This is a genomic window from Collimonas sp. OK412, assembly GCF_900112135.1.
GTDB classification, from domain to species: Bacteria; Pseudomonadota; Gammaproteobacteria; order Burkholderiales; family Burkholderiaceae_D; genus Collimonas; species Collimonas rhizosphaerae.
In genome coordinates, this window is record NZ_FOLC01000026.1 from 35,427 (window position 1) to 53,116 (window position 17,690).

The 17,690-nt window shown below is 58.4% G+C and carries 16 protein-coding genes; 14 read left to right on the forward strand and 2 right to left on the reverse strand.

Features of this window, described 5'->3' with window-relative positions:
• The first annotated feature begins 3 nt into the window (after nucleotides 1-3).
• From hisC to cysM, 13 genes are all read left to right on the forward strand, one after another.
• A complete protein-coding gene (hisC, locus tag BM062_RS20795; RefSeq protein WP_092400406.1) occupies nucleotides 4-1,110 on the forward strand; it encodes a histidinol-phosphate transaminase in 1,107 nt (368 codons plus the stop codon).
• A 48-nt stretch (nucleotides 1,111-1,158) separates the two neighbouring features.
• Complete coding sequence (locus BM062_RS20800) at nucleotides 1,159-2,064, forward strand: prephenate dehydrogenase (RefSeq protein WP_092400408.1); 906 nt, start codon at nucleotides 1,159-1,161, stop codon at nucleotides 2,062-2,064.
• 4 nt (nucleotides 2,065-2,068) lie between these two features.
• Complete coding sequence (gene aroA, locus BM062_RS20805) at nucleotides 2,069-3,409, forward strand: 3-phosphoshikimate 1-carboxyvinyltransferase (protein ID WP_092400410.1); 1,341 nt, start codon at nucleotides 2,069-2,071, stop codon at nucleotides 3,407-3,409.
• A 14-nt stretch (nucleotides 3,410-3,423) separates the two neighbouring features.
• Nucleotides 3,424-6,897, forward strand: a complete 3,474-nt coding sequence (locus BM062_RS20810) for a DEAD/DEAH box helicase (RefSeq protein WP_092400412.1) — start codon at nucleotides 3,424-3,426, stop codon at nucleotides 6,895-6,897.
• Nucleotides 6,898-6,949: 52 nt separating this feature from the next.
• A complete protein-coding gene (gene cmk / locus BM062_RS20815; RefSeq protein ID WP_092400414.1) occupies nucleotides 6,950-7,621 on the forward strand; it encodes a (d)CMP kinase in 672 nt (223 codons plus the stop codon).
• A 184-nt stretch (nucleotides 7,622-7,805) separates the two neighbouring features.
• Nucleotides 7,806-9,524, forward strand: coding sequence for a 30S ribosomal protein S1 (rpsA, locus tag BM062_RS20820; protein WP_092400416.1), 1,719 nt, complete (start codon nucleotides 7,806-7,808; stop codon nucleotides 9,522-9,524).
• A gap of 22 nt (nucleotides 9,525-9,546) precedes the next feature.
• Nucleotides 9,547-9,852 carry an integration host factor subunit beta gene (locus tag BM062_RS20825; protein WP_038492951.1) on the forward strand — a complete coding sequence of 102 codons (306 nt, stop codon included), beginning with the start codon at nucleotides 9,547-9,549 and terminating at the stop codon, nucleotides 9,850-9,852.
• A gap of 194 nt (nucleotides 9,853-10,046) precedes the next feature.
• A complete protein-coding gene (locus tag BM062_RS20830) occupies nucleotides 10,047-10,361 on the forward strand; it encodes a LapA family protein (RefSeq protein ID WP_092400418.1) in 315 nt (104 codons plus the stop codon).
• A gap of 105 nt (nucleotides 10,362-10,466) precedes the next feature.
• Nucleotides 10,467-11,642 carry a lipopolysaccharide assembly protein LapB gene (gene lapB, locus BM062_RS20835; RefSeq protein ID WP_092400420.1) on the forward strand — a complete coding sequence of 392 codons (1,176 nt, stop codon included), beginning with the start codon at nucleotides 10,467-10,469 and terminating at the stop codon, nucleotides 11,640-11,642.
• 54 nt (nucleotides 11,643-11,696) lie between these two features.
• On the forward strand, nucleotides 11,697-13,079 hold the full coding sequence (locus BM062_RS20840; RefSeq protein ID WP_092400422.1) for a UDP-glucose dehydrogenase family protein: 1,383 nt from the start codon (nucleotides 11,697-11,699) through the stop codon (nucleotides 13,077-13,079).
• Between the two features lie 4 nt (nucleotides 13,080-13,083).
• Nucleotides 13,084-14,034 carry a D-glycero-beta-D-manno-heptose-7-phosphate kinase gene (gene rfaE1, locus BM062_RS20845; RefSeq protein WP_092400424.1) on the forward strand — a complete coding sequence of 317 codons (951 nt, stop codon included), beginning with the start codon at nucleotides 13,084-13,086 and terminating at the stop codon, nucleotides 14,032-14,034.
• Nucleotides 14,035-14,189: 155 nt separating this feature from the next.
• Nucleotides 14,190-14,516 (forward strand): ComEA family DNA-binding protein, encoded by a 327-nt coding sequence (locus BM062_RS20850; RefSeq protein WP_092400426.1) that lies wholly within the window; start codon nucleotides 14,190-14,192, stop codon nucleotides 14,514-14,516.
• 184 nt (nucleotides 14,517-14,700) lie between these two features.
• The gene (gene cysM, locus BM062_RS20855; protein WP_092400428.1) at nucleotides 14,701-15,603 is read left to right on the forward strand and encodes a cysteine synthase CysM; all 903 of its coding nucleotides are present in this window, start codon (nucleotides 14,701-14,703) and stop codon (nucleotides 15,601-15,603) included.
• A gap of 36 nt (nucleotides 15,604-15,639) precedes the next feature.
• Here the strand turns inward: cysM and BM062_RS20860 are convergent, their stop codons facing one another.
• Nucleotides 15,640-15,975 carry a hypothetical protein gene (locus BM062_RS20860; RefSeq protein WP_038492934.1) on the reverse strand — a complete coding sequence of 112 codons (336 nt, stop codon included), beginning with the start codon at nucleotides 15,973-15,975 and terminating at the stop codon, nucleotides 15,640-15,642.
• Between the two features lie 387 nt (nucleotides 15,976-16,362).
• A complete protein-coding gene (locus BM062_RS20870; protein ID WP_254785191.1) occupies nucleotides 16,363-16,965 on the reverse strand; it encodes a DUF1415 domain-containing protein in 603 nt (200 codons plus the stop codon).
• Nucleotides 16,966-17,152: 187 nt separating this feature from the next.
• On the opposite strand from BM062_RS20870, the gene BM062_RS20875 reads away from it, so the two are divergent.
• A complete protein-coding gene (locus BM062_RS20875) occupies nucleotides 17,153-17,689 on the forward strand; it encodes a YaeQ family protein (protein WP_092400434.1) in 537 nt (178 codons plus the stop codon).
• Nucleotide 17,690: the final 1 nt, after the last annotated feature.

Below are 17,690 nucleotides of genomic sequence, written 5' to 3' on the forward strand. Positions count from 1 at the left end.
ACAATGTCAATTAAATTTGGTCCAGAATATGTACGCGCTATCGCCCCGTACCAGGGCGGCAAGCCGATTGCCGAAGTCGCGCGCGAGTTTGGCCTGGACGAAGCCAAGATCATCAAGCTGGCCTCCAATGAAAATCCGCTGGGCATGCCGGAATCGGCCAAGGTTGCGATGCAAAAGGCAGTCGCCGATATCGGCCGTTACCCGGACGCCAACGGTTTCGACCTGAAAGCCGCGATCACCGCCAAATACGATGTGCCGGCGGAGTGGATTACGCTGGGCAACGGCAGCAACGATATCCTTGAACTGGCTACCCACGCTTTCGTGCAGGCGGGCCAAGCCGCGATGTATGCGGAATATTCTTTTGTGGTGTACGCCCTGGCGACCCAGGCCGTGGGCGCGCGCGCCATCGTGGTCAAGGCCAAGGACTACGGCCATGACCTCGACGCCATGGCTGCCGCCATTACCGATGATACCAAGCTGATCTTCATCGCCAATCCGAACAACCCGACCGGCAGTTTCGTCCCGGCCGCCGAACTCGAGGCTTTCCTGGCGCGCGTGCCGCCGCAAATCGTGGTGGTGCTGGATGAAGCCTACAACGAGTACCTGCCGCCGGAGCTGCAATACGAGTCGATCTCCTGGGTGCGCAAATATCCGAACCTGCTGGTCTCGCGCACGATGTCGAAAGCCTATGGACTGGCCGGCTTGCGCATCGGCTTCGGCATCGCCCAGCCGGCGATAACCGACCTGCTGAACCGGATCCGCCAGCCGTTCAACGTCAACTCGCTGGCGCAAGCCGCCGCGGTGGCGGCCTTGAACGACACCGCTTTCCTGCAGCGCAGCGCGCAGCTGAACCGCGACGGCTATCGCCAGCTGACGCAGACCTTCGACGCACTGGGTTTGGAATACGTGCCGTCGTTCGGCAACTTCGTCATGGTCAAGGTAGGTGAAGACGAGGGCGCCGGCGCCCGTGTCAACCTGGCGCTGCTGAAGCAGGGCATCATCGTGCGTCCGGTGGCCAACTATGGCTTGCCGCAGTGGCTGCGCGTCACGATCGGCTTGCCGGATGAAAACGCGGCGTTCATCGATGCGCTGAAAAAACTGCTGAGCTGACATCGACGTTAACTTTAGCTTCGACTAATTTTTATTAAAGCATCATTCGTGTTCAAGAAAATCGCAATATTTGGTGTGGGGCTGATCGGCGGTTCATTTGCCCTGGCTTTGAAAAAAGCCGGCGCGGCGGAACAGGTGGTCGGGGCAGGCCGTCAGCTCGCGACCTTGCAGCGCGCGCGCGAATTGGGAATCATCGATGTCATTGCCGCTTCTGCCGCCGACGCCGTTGCCGGCGCCGACCTGATCCTGATCGCGGCGCCGGTAGCGCAGACTGGCGCTATCCTCGCCAGCATCGAGCCGCATCTGCAGCCAGGCACTGTCGTTACCGACGCCGGCAGCACCAAGTCCGATGTGGTGCTGGCTGCGCGGACGGCGCTGGGCGGCAAGATTGCCCAGTTTGTGCCAGGGCATCCGATTGCCGGGCGCGAGCAGAATGGTCCTGAGGCAGCACTGGCCGAGCTGTATGCCGGCAGAAAAGTGGTGCTGGCGCCGCTGCCGGAAAATGCCGAACAGGATGTGGCCAAGGTCGCCGCCGCGTGGCAACAGTGCGGCGCCTTGATTCACCGCTTGTCGCCGCAACAGCACGACGCCATTTTTGCCGCGGTCAGCCATCTGCCGCATATGCTGGCGTATGCGCTGGTGGACGATATCGCCAACAAGCCGCATGCGGCATCGCTGTTTCAATACGCGGCCAGCGGTTTTCGCGACTTCACTCGCATCGCCGGCTCGTCGCCGGAAATGTGGCGCGATATTTCACTGGCAAACCAAGAGGCTTTGCTCGGCGAGCTGGATGCTTACCTGCTGCAATTGACCCGCTTGCGCGGCTTGCTGGCGGCCGGCGACGGCCCGGCGCTGGAAGCCGTCTACAGCAATGCGCAACAGGCAAGGCACAACTGGATCAGCGCCATAGAGGCGGCGGAACAACAGAATAAAGAAGGCGGCGCTTATGACTAAATTAATGACTACGAAACCTAAGCAGCACTATCCAAAATACATCGATCTGCATCCGGTAGCACGGGTGCAGGGCACAGTCCGGCTGCCGGGCTCCAAAAGCATTTCCAACCGCACTTTGCTGCTGGCGGCGCTGGCCAACGGTACTACCAGGATTCTTGATTTGCTGGCATCCGACGATACGCTGGTCATGCTGATGGCGCTCAAGCAATTGGGCGTGGCATGGGAACAGGCAGAAGGCACGCAGGCTTATACCGTGCATGGCAGCGGCGGCAGTTTTCCGGTGCACCAGGCCGACCTGTTCATGGGCAATGCCGGCACCGCGATCCGTCCGCTGACCGCGGCCCTGGCTGCGATGGGCGGCGACTATACCTTGCACGGCGTGGCGCGCATGCATGAGCGGCCGATCGGCGACCTGGTCGACGCCTTGAATGCCGTCGGCACCCGTATCGCCTACACCGGCGTTGCCGGTTATCCGCCGTTGCATATCCAGCGCGGCCAGTTGCACACCCAGCGTATGCAGGTGCGCGGCAACGTTTCCAGCCAGTTCCTGACAGCGCTGCTGATGGCGGCGCCGCTGATGGCGAAACATGAGGCGGTGACGATCGAGGTGGTCGGCGAGCTGATCTCCAAGCCTTATATTGAAATTACCCTGAACCTGATGCAGCGTTTCGGCGTCAGCGTAGAGCGCGACGGCTGGCAGTCGTTTACCGTCGCGGCCGGGCAGCAGTACCAGAGCCCGAAGACCATCCACGTCGAAGGCGATGCTTCTTCCGCGTCTTATTTCCTGGCGGCCGGAGCGATAACCGGCGGGCCGCTGCGGGTCGAAGGCGTCGGCAGCAACAGTATCCAGGGCGATGTCCGGTTTGTCGAAGCCCTGCAGCAGATGGGCGCCGTCATCACGATGGGCGACAACTGGATTGAAGCATCTTCGAGCGGCGTATTGAAAGCCATCGACGCCGATTTCAACCATATCCCCGACGCCGCGATGACGATTGCTGTCGCCGCCTTGTACGCCGACGGCCCTAGCACGTTGCGCAATATCGCCAGCTGGCGCGTCAAGGAAACCGACCGGCTCAGCGCCATGGCCACCGAGTTGCGCAAGCTGGGAGCAACGATTGAAGAGGGCAGCGATTACCTGCGCGTGACGCCGCCGGCGCAATTGCATGCGGCAACCATCGATACCTATGACGACCATCGCATGGCGATGTGTTTTTCGCTGGCTTCGCTGGATGGCGCCGCATTGCGCGGCACCACGGTGCGCATCAACGATCCGCAATGCGTCGCCAAGACCTTCCCTGATTATTTCACCGTGTTCGGGCAGATCGCCGAGCAGATTTTATTGTAGGTAGCGGGCCGCGCATGAATCTGACACTTGCCGATGTGCGCGACGTGTTGCACCAGGCAACCTATGATCGCGGCCAGGAATACGTCCGCCAGCGCCGCGTGCTTGCGGTGGAGCAGGATGGCGACGTCCTCAACGCGACGGTCCAGGGCAGCGGCAGCAACGTCTACCAGCAGGAAATCACGCTATCCGTATTTCGCGATACGCCCGATATCGACAGCGTCTGCTCTTGCCCGGTCGGCTCCAATTGCAAGCATGTGGCAGCGGCCTTGATTGAATACCTGCAGCGGCCGTCCACCGATCAGCTGACAATCCCCGTCGCCAGGCCGGCGCTGCCGCAACCGGCGGCGCCGGCAAAGCCGGTCGCCGCGCCCAAAGCCCATCCAGTGCAGGCACTGGCGCGGCCTATGGAAGCCTGGCTGACGCGAGTAGAAGGTGAAGTCTCCGCGGCTGGCTCGGCGCCGGCGCAGCCCTCGGGTTTGCGCCAGAAAGCCGCCACCCACCAGGTACTGTTCGTATTGTCTGCCGCTTATAACGGCAAGAAAGCCGTGCTGCATTTATGCAAGGCGCAGCAGCGTCCGAACGGCCAGTTTGTCTCTGCCCAGCCGGCGACCGACGTGCCGCGCCTGTTGTCTGATCCCGCAGTGTTCTTGCGTCCGGAAGATCGTGACCTGATTGGTTTGTTCGTCGCCCAGAACGATGGCAACCATGCGCAGCATGCGGCTTGCGAATTGAGCGGCAAGCTCGGCGCGCAACTGCTGCGCGCCCTGTTGCAGCAACAGCGCCTGTTATGGGCCAATTCGCTGGCCGACCTGGCCAAGGGCACCGCCTATCCGTTGCAGCTTGCCGCCACCCGCCGGGCCAGCCTGGCCTGGTATGAAACGGTAGAGGATAGCCGCGACGTGGTGCGCGACATGTGGCAGCTGGGCTGGCAATTCGAAGCGGAGCCGGAAGCCGAAGGGAAGTCCAGCCAGGCGCGCAAGCATGTCGATTACCTGTTGCCGACCGAGCCGCCCTGGTATGTCGACAACCTGTCATGCGGGGAACTGGTGCTGCCGCAGCGCGACGCCAGGATTTCCAGCAAGGCGCTCAACGACCTGGTGATACAGGCGCCGCTATTGGATCCCGACGATCGCCTGGCGGTTGCCCAGCAATTGCTGACGCAAGGCTTGAACGATGTGATCCCGTTCCCGCCGCAAGTGCCGCAGACAATCCGCAAGGACATCCGGCCGCAGCCGCTGCTGGTGCTTGGAAGTTTGCCCAGCGTCAGCAATCCGCTGATGCAGGATTTCGCCGAACTGCATTTCCGTTACGACGGTGAAATCGTATCCACTCAATTTGCCGCGACGCTGAGCCGCAACACGCCGGCCGGCATCGAACAGATCGTGCGCGACCAGGACGCCGAAACGGTTTTCAGGAAGACGCTGATCGCACTCGGCATGTTGCCGCTCGAGGGCACGCAGCACCCGCTGGCGATGATGCCCGGCATGTTCATGCAGCCGGACCAGTCGTCGTGGCTGCGTTTTGCAAAAGAAGGTTTGCCGAGCCTGGCGAGCCAGGGCTGGCAGATCGACAAGCGGGCGGAATACCGTTTTGACGTGGCCGCGGTGGAAGACTGGTATGCCGAGATCGACGAAGCGGCAGACCAGCCTGCCAATGCGGCGTTCGACCTTGAGCTGGGCATCGTCGTCAATCACCAGCGCGTGCCTTTGCTGCCCTTGCTGGTCGACCTGATCCGCCACGCTCCGCAGGATTTCGATCCGCGCAACATGGCGCTGCGCGACGACCAGGACGAACTGCTGGTGCGTTTGTCCGACGGCATCCATGTCGCCATGCCTTGGGGCCGCATCAAGCCCATCCTGAATACCCTGGGCGAGCTGTATTTCGCCGAAAAATCGGATGGCCCGGTGCGGTTATCGGCGCTCGACGCCGCCCGCCTGGCGGAACTGGACGCTGGCGCCAAGCTGCGCTGGGTGGGCGGCGATCGCCTGCGCAGCATGGGACAAAAACTGCACACCTTTGGCGGCGTCAGGAAGATTGCGGCGCCAGCCGGCCTGCAGGCGACGCTGCGCGATTACCAGCTGGAAGGCCTGGCGTGGATGCAGTTCTTGCGCGAGTACGACCTGGCCGGCATCCTCGCCGATGATATGGGCCTGGGCAAGACGGTGCAGACCTTGGCGCATATCCTGGTCGAGAAACAAAGCGGACGCCTGACTGCGCCGGCGCTGGTGGTCGCGCCGACCAGCCTGATGGATAACTGGCAGCAGGAAGCGCTGCGTTTTGCGCCTGAACTGCGGGTGCTGGTGCTGCAAGGAAAACAGCGGCTGGAGCAGTTCGATCAGATCGGCCGGTTCGACCTGGTCCTGACCACCTATGCCTTGCTGCCGCGCGACGAAGAGCACTGGCGTCGGCATGAGTTCCATTTGCTGATCCTGGACGAAGCGCATTACATCAAGAATCCCCGCTCCAAGGTGGCGCAAAGCGCGGCGTTGCTGAATGCCCGCCATCGCCTCTGCCTGACCGGCACGCCGGTGGAAAACCACCTGGGCGAACTGTGGGCGCAATTCCATTTCCTGCTGCCGGGTTTGCTGGGCGACGAAAAAGCTTTCAACCGCGATTTCCGGCAGCCGATCGAGAAGCATGGCGACGCCGCCCGGCGCGCGTTGCTGGGCCGCCGCATCAAGCCTTTCCTGCTGCGCAGGACCAAGGACAAGGTAGCCAAGGAGTTACCGCCGAAAACCGAAATGCTGCGCTCGGTGACGCTGAGCGGGGCGCAGCGCGACCTGTACGAAAACGTGCGCCTGGTGATGGACAAGAAGGTGCGCGAAGAAGTCGCCAAGAAGGGCGTCGCGCGTAGCCATATCGTGATCCTCGAAGCCTTGCTGAAACTGCGCCAGGCTTGTTGCGACCCGCGCCTGCTCAAGACCGGCGTGCCGGAAGCGGAAGACGGGAAAGAAGCGGCCGAGGTGCCGTCGGCCAAGCTGCAGGAACTGCTGGAAATGGTGGACGAACTGCGCCAGGAAGACCGGCGTATCCTGGTGTTTTCGCAATTTACCAGCATGCTGGCGCTGATCGCCGCCGAGCTGCGCCAGCGCGATATCGGCTACGCCATGCTGACCGGCGCCACGCTGGACCGGGCAGAGGCGGTGCGCAGCTTCCAGGACGGCGAAGTGCCGGTGTTCCTGATCAGCCTCAAGGCCGGCGGCGTCGGCCTCAACCTGACCGCGGCGGATACCGTGATCCACTACGATCCTTGGTGGAATCCGGCGGCGGAAAGCCAGGCGACCGACCGCGCCTGGCGCATCGGCCAGGACAAGCCGGTGTTTGTGTACAAGCTGATCGCCAAGGGTACGGTAGAGGAAAGCATCCAGCTGCTGCAGCAGAAGAAAGCCGACCTGGCGCAAGCCATGCTGTCCCCCGAAGGCGAAACCCAGAATATCGGATTGACGCAAGACGACTTGCAGGCAATCTTTGCGCCCTTGGCCGAGTGACGGACAAGTTCTGCACGGGCAATAATTTCATTCATAACCATCGAGTACTCCTATGCCCAATCCCCACATCCCTGTCATCACGATCGATGGTCCGACGGCATCCGGCAAAGGCACTGTCGCGCAGAAGGTTGCGCAGCACCTGGGTTTTCATTATCTTGATTCGGGGGCCTTGTATCGCCTGACGGCCCTGTCCGTGATGCGGCGCGATATCCCGCTCGACGATGAGCACGCTTTGGCCAAGGCTGCCGAGCATCTGCATTGCCATTTCAACGGCGCCCACATTTTCCTGGCGAACGAGGACGTATCGAACGATATCCGGGCCGAGGCAGTGGGCAACCTGGCTTCTAAAATTGCTGCAATACCAACTGTCAGGCAAGCCTTGTTTGGCCTGCAGTTGAGTTTCCGGCAACATCCCGGGCTGGTTGCCGACGGCCGCGACATGGGCACGGTGATTTTCCCGCATGCAGGCCTGAAAGTGTTTTTGACCGCCAGTGTCGAGGCCAGGGCCCAGCGGCGCTATAAGCAATTGATTGACAAGGGTTTTTCTGCTAATATGGAAGACCTCTCAAAGGATTTGACGGAGCGTGACGCGCGCGATAGCAACCGCAGCTCGGCACCGTTAAAGGCCGCGGAAGGGGCGTATTTGCTGGATACTTCTGCAATGACTGTCGATCAGGCGGTCGCGCAAGTGCTCGGGTGGTATGCCGCTTCCAAGCCTGCCTGAATGAGTTATGCGAGAGGTGTTGAGTCTCAAGCATGAATAAAAACATGCAAATACGTTGTTTTTTTGCTGCACCTTGGTGTTCGGCCTGACGCAAAGTCTGGCCGGACGTTGAAAAACCTAACCCTTTATTGACCGCATCCTAGTAAGCACCTTGCGCGGCAATACTGGCCAACTAGTCAAAACTATGTCCATCACTGTTCTGTCCCCTGCATCTGCCGGCGCTGACGCTTTCGCCGCGCTGTTTGAAGAATCGCTGTCACGTCAAGACATGCGTTCTGGTGAAGTGATTTCTGCTGAAGTCGTGCGCCTTGACCATAACTTCGTTATCGTCAACGCAGGCCTCAAGTCGGAAGCCTTCATTCCAATCGAAGAATTTAAAAATGACAACGGCGAACTCGAAGTAGCTGTCGGCGATTTCATCTCCGTCGCTATCGAATCGCTGGAAAACGGTTTCGGCGACACCATCCTGTCGCGCGACAAGGCCAAGCGTCTGGCATCGTGGCTCTCGCTGGAAAAAGCGATGGAGTCCGGCGAGATCGTTACCGGTACTGTCAATGGCAAGGTCAAGGGCGGCCTGACTGTCCTGACCAACGGCATCCGTGCCTTCCTGCCGGGTTCGCTGGTCGACACCCGTCCGGTCAAGGACACCACGCCGTTCGAAGGCAAGACCATGGAATTCAAGGTCATCAAGCTCGATCGCAAGCGTAACAACGTCGTGTTGTCGCGTCGCGCGGTTATCGAAGCTTCGATGGGCGAAGAGCGCCAAAAGCTGATGGAAACCCTGAAAGAAGGCACCATCGTTACCGGCGTGGTCAAGAACATCACCGACTACGGCGCATTCGTGGACCTGGGCGGCATCGACGGCCTGCTGCACATCACCGATCTGGCATGGCGTCGTGTGCGTCATCCTTCGGAAGTGCTGACAGTCGGTCAAGAGATCACTGCCAAGGTTCTGAAGTACGATCAAGAAAAGAATCGCGTTTCCCTGGGCGTCAAGCAACTGGGCGACGATCCTTGGACCGGTCTGTCGCGTCGTTACCCGCAAAGCACCCGTCTGTTCGGTAAAGTCACCAACCTCACCGACTACGGCGCATTCGTCGAAGTCGAACAAGGTATCGAAGGCCTGGTCCACGTTTCCGAAATGGACTGGACCAACAAGAACGTGGCACCAAACAAAGTCGTTCAATTGGGCGACGAAGTTGAAGTCATGGTCCTGGAAATCGACGAAGACCGCCGCCGTATCAGCCTGGGCATGAAGCAATGCAAGGCTAATCCTTGGGATGACTTCGCTGTTACCCACAAGAAGGGCGACAAGGTCAAGGGCGCAATCAAATCGATCACCGACTTCGGCGTGTTCATCGGCCTGGCCGGCAACATCGACGGCCTGGTGCATCTGTCGGACCTGTCCTGGACTGAAACCGGCGAAGAAGCCGTGCGTCGCTTCAAGAAGGGTGACGAGCTGGAAGCCATCGTTCTGGCAATCGACGTTGAGCGTGAGCGCGTTTCCCTGGGCGTCAAGCAGCTGGAAGGCGATCCATTCAACAACTTCGCTGCAATGAACGACAAGGGCGCACTGGTTTCCGGTACGGTCAAGTCGGTCGAGCCTAAGGGCGCAGTGATCCAGTTGTCGGAAGAAGTCGAAGGCTACCTGCGTGCATCCGAAATCTCCCGCGACCGCGTGGAAGATGCCGGTACCCACCTGAAGGTTGGCGACACCGTCGAAACCATGGTCATCAACATCGACCGCAAGGCTCGCAGCATCCAGCTGTCGATCAAGGCGAAAGACAATGTTGAAACCCAGGAAGCAATGCAAAAGCTGTCTTCGGCTTCGGACTCCAATGCAGCTTCCGGCACGACCAGCCTGGGCGCGTTGCTGAAGGCAAAACTCGACAACAAGAACTAAGCAGAGTAATCGAGTAAAGCTAATGACAAAGTCGGAGCTGATTGCCCGCTTGGCCGAACGTTATCCGCAACTGGTAGCTAAGGATGCGGATTACGCGGTGAAAACCATACTCGATGCGATGGCCGATGCCTTGGCGACCGGACAGCGTATCGAGATTCGTGGATTCGGCAGTTTTGCGCTGAATCGGCGGCCACCGCGGATCGGGCGCAATCCCAAGTCCGGCGACAAAGTGATGGTGCCTGAAAAACGGGTGCCGCATTTCAAGCCAGGCAAGGAATTGCGCGAACGAGTCGACGCGATGGTCGGGCAACCGATTCAAGAGGACTGAGTTATAGTTTGTGCGTAAGCAAAATCGAAACGGCATCTTCGGATGCCGTTTTTTTTCACGTACAATTTCGCATCATTTAAAGTTAATATTGTTTGTGTGAGTCGTGGATTTGCGAAAATGGCAAGAGTAAAATCAGCCAACTGCAGAACAGCTCGTATGCTGCCCACTGTTACCCAATCAAACGGAAAGGCATCATGAAAATCATTTCCCGAATTCTTTCGATCTTGCTCTTTGTTGTATTTTTCGGCTTCGCCTTGCAGAACAAAGGCAACGTCGACCTGCAATTCTTCCCCGGCACAACCATCCAAGGGCCGCTGGTGCTGTTTCTGCTGGGCTTCTTTGTCTTTGGCGCGATCCTTGGCGTGCTGGCGATGGCGCCGTCCGTATTCCGGCACCGCCGCAATGCATCAAAAACCAAAAAAGCCCTGACATCGATGCAAAAAGAACAAGAAGCACAGCGTCTGGCAGAGTCACAAGCACCGCAACCGGACAGCATCAAGAATATATAATGCCGCTAGGTATCTAACTGGCTGCACCGCCGTAATGTCACGGCGGCAGCTTGCCGGCATTTTCACACCTGAGATTCAGGTCACGCATAAAGCACAACAGCCCGTATGGAATTTGAAATTTGGTGGTTACTCGGTATCCCGGTCTTTTTTGGATTAGGCTGGATCGCCGCACGGGTCGATATCAATCAGCTGATATCCGAATCACGCAGTTTGCCCCGCGGTTATTTCAAGGGTTTGAATTTTCTGCTGAACGAACAGCCGGACAAGGCTATCGATGCATTCATCGAAATCGTCAAGCTGGATCCCGAAACCGCGGAACTGCATTTCGCCCTGGGCAACCTGTTCCGCCGCCGCGGCGAGACCGAGCGCGCGATCCGGGTCCACCAGAACCTGCTGGCGCGTCCAGACCTGGCGCAGGAACATCGTTTGCACGCCCAGTATGAGCTGGGCCAGGATTACCTGAAAGCCGGTTTGCTGGACCGGGCCGAAGAGAGCTTTAACCTGCTCGCCGGCAGCCAGTACGGCGCGCAGGCCGGACGTGCCCTGCTGGAAATCTACCAGCGCGAAAAAGAATGGCTGCGGGCGATCGAAGCGGCCCAGACTTTGCAGCAATCGGGCGCTGGCGGACGGCAAAAGGAAATCGCACAGTTTTATTGCGAACTGGCGCAGGATGAACTGGTGGACGGCCACCCCGAAGCCGCCATGTCCCTGCTGGAAAAAGCATTGAGCAACGACCGCAACAGCGTGCGCGCCACCATGCTCCTGGGCGACGTGCACCTGGCGCAGGGCGACGTCGAAGCGGCCCTGCAGGTCTGGCGCCGGGTCGAGCAGCAAAGCGTGCCGCACGTGGCGCTGGTGGCGCAGCGCCTGATGGATGGCTATCGCGCGGTTGGACGGCCGCATGAAGGCGTCAGCCTGCTGCGCTCCTACCTTGCGGAAGCATCTTCCATCGATTTGCTGGAAGTGGTGTTCAAGGCGGTGCTGGAGCTGGATGGCGTCGAAGCTACCAATCAGCTGGTGAGCGATGAACTGCGTCGCACACCGACCCTGCTAGGACTGGATAAGCTGCTGGAAGCGCGCTTGATGAAAATAACGCCGGAAATGCATACCGAACTGTCGGTGGTCAAGAACCTGGTGCATGGCTATACCCAGAAGCTGGCGCGCTACCAGTGCAGCCACTGCGGTTTCAAGGCGCGCCAGTTCTATTGGCAATGCCCTGGCTGCAGCCGCTGGGAAACCTATCCGCCGCGTCGCACCGAAGAACTGAACGTCATGAACTAAAACCCGCCGGCCCGCCATAAACAATCGGGCTGTGCAGCGCATTCACGGAACAACATGAAAATTACTATTATCGGTACCGGTTACGTCGGCTTGGTCACAGGCGCTTGCCTGGCCGAACTGGGCAACGATGTATTCTGCCTCGACCTGGATCAAAGCAAGATCGCGCTGCTGAACAGCGGCGGCATCCCGATCCATGAGCCCGGCCTGGCTGAAATCGTCGGCCGCAACCGCGCTGCCGGACGTTTGCACTTTTCTACCGATATCGCCGCCAGCGTAGCCCATGGCCAGGTGCAGTTTATTGCAGTGGGCACACCGCCGGACGAAGACGGCTCGGCCGACCTGCAATACGTGCTGGCGGCGGCTCGCAATATCGGCAAATACATGACCGGTTTCAAGGTGATCGTCGATAAGTCGACTGTGCCGGTCGGGACTGCGGACAAGGTAAGCGCCGCGATCCAGGAAGAATTGGATGCGCGCAAGCTGGCCGGCGCGCCCCTGCAATTCTCGGTTGTCTCCAATCCGGAATTCCTGAAAGAGGGCGCCGCAGTAGAAGATTTCATGCGGCCGGACCGCATCGTCATCGGCTGCGACGAAAGCACTTCAGGCCAGCAGGCGCAGGCGCTGATGAAGCAGCTGTACCTGCCTTTCAACCGCAACCACGAGCGTACCTTCTGGATGGACGTGCGTTCCGCCGAGTTCACCAAATATGCAGCGAATGCGATGCTGGCGACCCGCATCTCGTTCATGAACGAACTGGCCAACCTGGCCGACAAGGTGGGCGCCGATATCGAAGCCGTGCGCCACGGGATCGGCTCCGATCCGCGCATAGGCTACAGCTTCCTGTATGCCGGCTGCGGTTACGGGGGTTCCTGTTTTCCGAAGGATGTGCAGGCGCTGGAGCGCACCGCACGCGCTTATGGCCAGGAATTGCATATCCTGCGCGCAGTGGAGCAGGTCAATAACAACCAGAAGCATGTGCTGGGACAAAAGATCAGCGAGCGTTTTGGCGCGGACCTGAGCGGCAAGCACTTCGCGCTGTGGGGCCTGGCGTTCAAGCCGAATACCGATGACATGCGCGAAGCTTCATCGCGGGTACTGCTTGGCGAACTGATTGCACGCGGCGCGACGGTGGCGGTGCACGATCCGGTCGCGATGGCCGAGGCAAAGCGGGTATTGGCGCTGGATTTCGCCGGCACTCCCGGCGCCTTTGAACGCATACGGTTTTGCGACAACCAGACCGAGGCCCTGCAAAGCGCCGACGCCCTGGTGATCGTGACGGAGTGGAAAACTTTCCGCAGTCCCGATTTCGACCAGGTCAAGACACTGCTCAAGACGCCTATCGTATTCGATGGCCGCAATTTGTATGAGCCGGAGGTAATGGGCGAGCTGGGCTTTGAGTATTACGGGATCGGCCGTTCGGTGCTGGCGCGTGGATAAGACGATGACTAATCATACCTATAAGTTGCCGGCCTCTTTCGAGCATGTGCAGATCCTGGTGGTCGGCGATGTCATGCTGGACCGCTACTGGTTTGGCGAAGTCAGCCGGATTTCGCCAGAGGCGCCGGTGCCGGTGGTACGGGTTGAAAAGCGCGAGGAACGGCTGGGCGGCGCGGCCAACGTGGCGCGCAATATCGCTACCTTGGGCGGCAGCTCGGGATTGCTGGGAGTGGTGGGGCAGGACGAGGCCGGCGACACCGTCGACAGCATGCTGGGCGAGATGGGCGTCAGCAGTTTCCTGACACGGGATCCGACTATCTCGACCATCATCAAGTTGCGCGTGATAGGCCGCCAGCAGCAATTGCTGCGCATCGATTTTGAAGAAGCGCCTACCGACGCCGTATTGCGCGACAAGCTGACCCGTTTCAACACCCTGCTGCCGCAATACCAGGTGGTGGTCTTGTCCGACTACGCCAAAGGCAGCCTGGTCAACGTAGCGGACATGATCGCCGCCGCCAGGCAAGCCGGCAAATGCATCCTGGTCGATCCCAAGGGCGAGGATTTTTCGCGTTACGTCGGTGCCACCGTCCTCACGCCTAACAAGTCAGAGATGGTCCGCATTGTCGGCAGCTGGAAGAATGAAGAAGAGCTCACCGCAAAAGCGCAAAAACTGCGTGCCTCGCTGCAGCTCGAAGCACTGCTGCTGACGCGTTCGGAAGAGGGCATGAGTTTGTACACCGAGAATGAAATCCGCCACTTCCCTGCCATGGCGCGCGAAGTGTTCGACGTCTCCGGCGCCGGCGATACCGTGATTGCCACGCTGGCCGTGATGCTGGGAGCTGGATTGCCGATTGCCGACGCCGTGGCCCTGGCGAATCGCGCCGGCGGTATCGTCGTCGGCAAGCTCGGTACGGCTACCGTCAGCCGCGAAGAACTGCTGGGTAGCGTTGCGTAAACAGGCTTTATCGATGACGAGAGCGCCTGGTTAAGCGAAGTCTTGTTTGTGGTTCAAATGTCAATTTTCCATGTGTGGCTGACTATAATTAATTGGACGTTTTCGCGTCTGATTGAATTTTTCAGTCATCCACACACCTATGGGAGAAAGACGAAATGCTGAGAAAAATACTGCTGGTATTGTGCATGTTGATGACCACCGCCAGTTTTGCCCAGGTCGATGTCAACAAGGGCGACCTGACTGCCCTGCACGGCATCAAGGGCATCGGTACCGCCACCGCCAAGCGTATAGTCGACGAGCGCGGCAAAGGCGGCAACTTCAAGGACTGGGCCGATTTCGAAAGCCGCGTATCAGGCATCGGCGAGAAAAATGCGCTCAAGCTGTCGCAAGCCGGTTTACTGGTGAATGGCAAGCCGAAGACCGGCGACGCTGAACCCGCGGCGCCCAAGACTGCCGCCAAGCCGGCTGCCAAGGGCAAGTAGCGGCGGCCGGGTGGCCGGCGGGAGATAAAATGCCTTGCCCAGCCCTGGATTCCAGGGCTTTTTCGTTTCCGGGACCGCTCGCTCGCTTGCCAGGCCACGTTTGCATACGGTTTGTCAGGCTTTCATACGCATAACAAAGTCTCATATTAAAATGGGCTCTTTGCACAAGACGTTTGATCACACTATGCCTTATCTGACTATCGAAGACACAATCGGCAATACGCCCCTGGTACAACTCAAACGTATCCCCGGCAGCGAAGCCGAGCAGAGGAATAACATTATCCTAGGCAAGATGGAAGGCAATAATCCTGCCGGCTCGGTGAAAGACCGGCCGGCTTTGTCGATGATCAAACATGCCGAAGCGCGCGGCCAGATCAAGCCCGGCGATACCCTGATTGAGGCAACCAGCGGCAACACCGGGATCGCCCTGGCGATGGTGGCAGCCATGCGCGGCTACAGGATGGTGTTGCTGATGCCGGAAAACCTGAGCGAAGAGCGGCGTCAGAGCATGGCGGCATACGGCGCCAAGATCATCCTTACGCCAAAGACCGGCGGCATGGAATATGCGCGCGACCTGGCGGAAAAAATGCAGAAAGACGGTGAAGGACTGATTCTCGACCAGTTCGCCAACCCGGATAACCCGCTCGCGCACTACGAAACCACCGGCCCGGAAATCTGGCGCGACACGGAAGGACGCATCACGCATTTTGTCAGCGCGATGGGCACCACCGGCACCATCATGGGCGTTTCCACTTACCTGAAAGAACAGAACCAGGCTATCCGCATCATCGGTGCGCAGCCGGAAGAGGGCTCGCAGATTCCAGGCATCAGGAAATGGCCGGAAGCTTATTTGCCCAAGATATATGAGCATTCCAGGGTAGATCAGATTGAATCAGTCAGTCAGGCGGCGTCGGAACATATGGCGCGCAGGCTGGCGAGCGAAGAAGGGATTTTCTGCGGGATATCTGCGGCGGGGGCTTGCGAGGTGGCGTTACGGATTTCGCAGCAGGTAGAAAACGCGACGATCGTTTTCGTCGTCTGCGATCGTGGCGACCGCTATTTGTCTACCGGCGTTTTCCCTGCCTGAAGCAGGCTTCAAGCAGGGACGCGGCTGGCATGCCGATTACTTCAGCTTTTCGGCTTCGATCTTGCTCTTTGGCTTGAACTGCTTGTCGCTGATACGGAATTTCTCGCGACGGTCACCCATCAAGGCGCGCAGTTCACGAATCGTCAGGTCGCTGACTTCGTGCATGCGGATCAGCAGCGATGCGCCAACCGGCAAGCGGCGATGGCGGATTTTGCTGATGACCGGTGGCGCTACTTCGAGCGAGCGCGAGAGTGCGGCATCATTTTTCAAGTGCAACTTGTCGATCAAAGAGTCGAGCAGATGGTTCGGATCGTAAGTTACCTGCTCATCGAGCTTGTTGCTGGTCGGTGCGTCTGGGGTAGTGTTAGTCATAATCAATTGATTCCGTTATCCTAGTTGATATATGGGAAGTGTTTGTGCAATATGTAGCGAACTATTACCAAGTGCACCTCCCAGTTTTATTGGCGAAACTACAACTTGCCGTATTTTATACTGATTTTGAGCACATATTTATCATAAAGAAACTCCCTATCTTTTTCTTCATGGGACAGCTGATACCGCTAAGTACATTGCACAGCATGTTGTACATTACATTGGTAACAAACAACCTACCTTTGTTTAGTGACCAAATATACAAATAAGTTGCACAAGCTCAATTTAAAATTTTCTTATTACGATGTCTATTACTATTTAGTAACTTTCCGTAAAAATTGCAAGGAACACCATTTTTACAACATTCTAATATTGTTAAAATAATAATCAAGACTGTTTTTGTTGATCCCCCTCCCCAAGTAGTTTCTGCCAGCCATCTAATCCCAATTGTTGCAGGGTCCGCATGTTTTTATCGAATATCTGGGCGGCCTCGGGGAACGCATCAACCGCGCGCTCGACGCTGGTTTCACGTAACAGGTGCAAGGTAGGATAAGGCGCGCGATTGGTATAGTTGCTGATGTCGTCTATGTCGGTGCCGGCGAACTGATACTCGGGATGGAAACTGGCAACCTGGATTTCGCCGTCCAGTTCAAGCTCCTCGACCGCTGCATCGGCGACATCCAGGAAGTCGTTGTAGTCCAGGAAATCACGCAGTGCATCAGGATGTATCAGCAGGGTGGTGTCGATTGCTTCTGGATCTGCCTGCTGCAGCAATTTCAGTTCCGCCATCAGGTCCACCAATAACTCTTCCGGCGTCTGTGCACTGCTGACGACGTAACGAATCTGATCCTTGATAAATACCGCTTTGGCAAACGGGCAAAGGTTTAGCCCGATCACGGCACGCTCCAGCCATAATTTTGTGTGAGCGATTACTTCGCCGGAAAACGGCATCATATCTGTTGAGGAGGTAGTGGATGAAGCAGTTTTCATGAGATTGGGAAGCATTATTTACAAACAATTTAGATGAATATAAGGATGAATCCGGCGGCATCAAGCGTTGCCGCAGGCACTTCCGGCGCTCATATATGTGCTCCAGGCGGCGCAAATCGGGTTATTCTTCCGATCCCGTGACTGCGACACACCGGGTTTGATTCAACTATATATAACAATAGGCGTTATGGCCCTTAAAGCAACTATTTTCAAAGCCGATCTGCAAATTGCGGATATGGACCGTCATTATTATCAGGAGCACGCGCTGACGCTGGCCCGCCATCCGTCGGAAACCGACGAGCGCATGATGGTGCGCCTGCTGGCGTTCGCCCGTCACGCCTCGGCTGCGCTGGTATTCGGCAAAGGCTTATCGGATGCCGAGGAGCCTGATTTGTGGGCCAAGGACCTGACCGGCGCCATCGATCTCTGGATCGAAGTCGGCCAGCCTGACGAAAAGCGCATCCTCAAAGCCTGTGGACGGGCCGCGCAAGTGGTGGTCTACAGCTACAGCAGCACCAGCCACATCTGGTGGAACCAGATCAGCAGCAAGGTAGCGCGCGCCCGCAACCTGACAGTCATCAATATTGCCGCGGCCAGCAGCGAGGCCCTGACCGGTTTCGCCCAGCGCAGCATGCAATTGCAGTGCACTATCCAGGATGCGCAGATCTGGCTGAGCGCCAACGGCCAGACCGTCGAGGTCGAACTCAGCGTCAGCAATCCCTGAT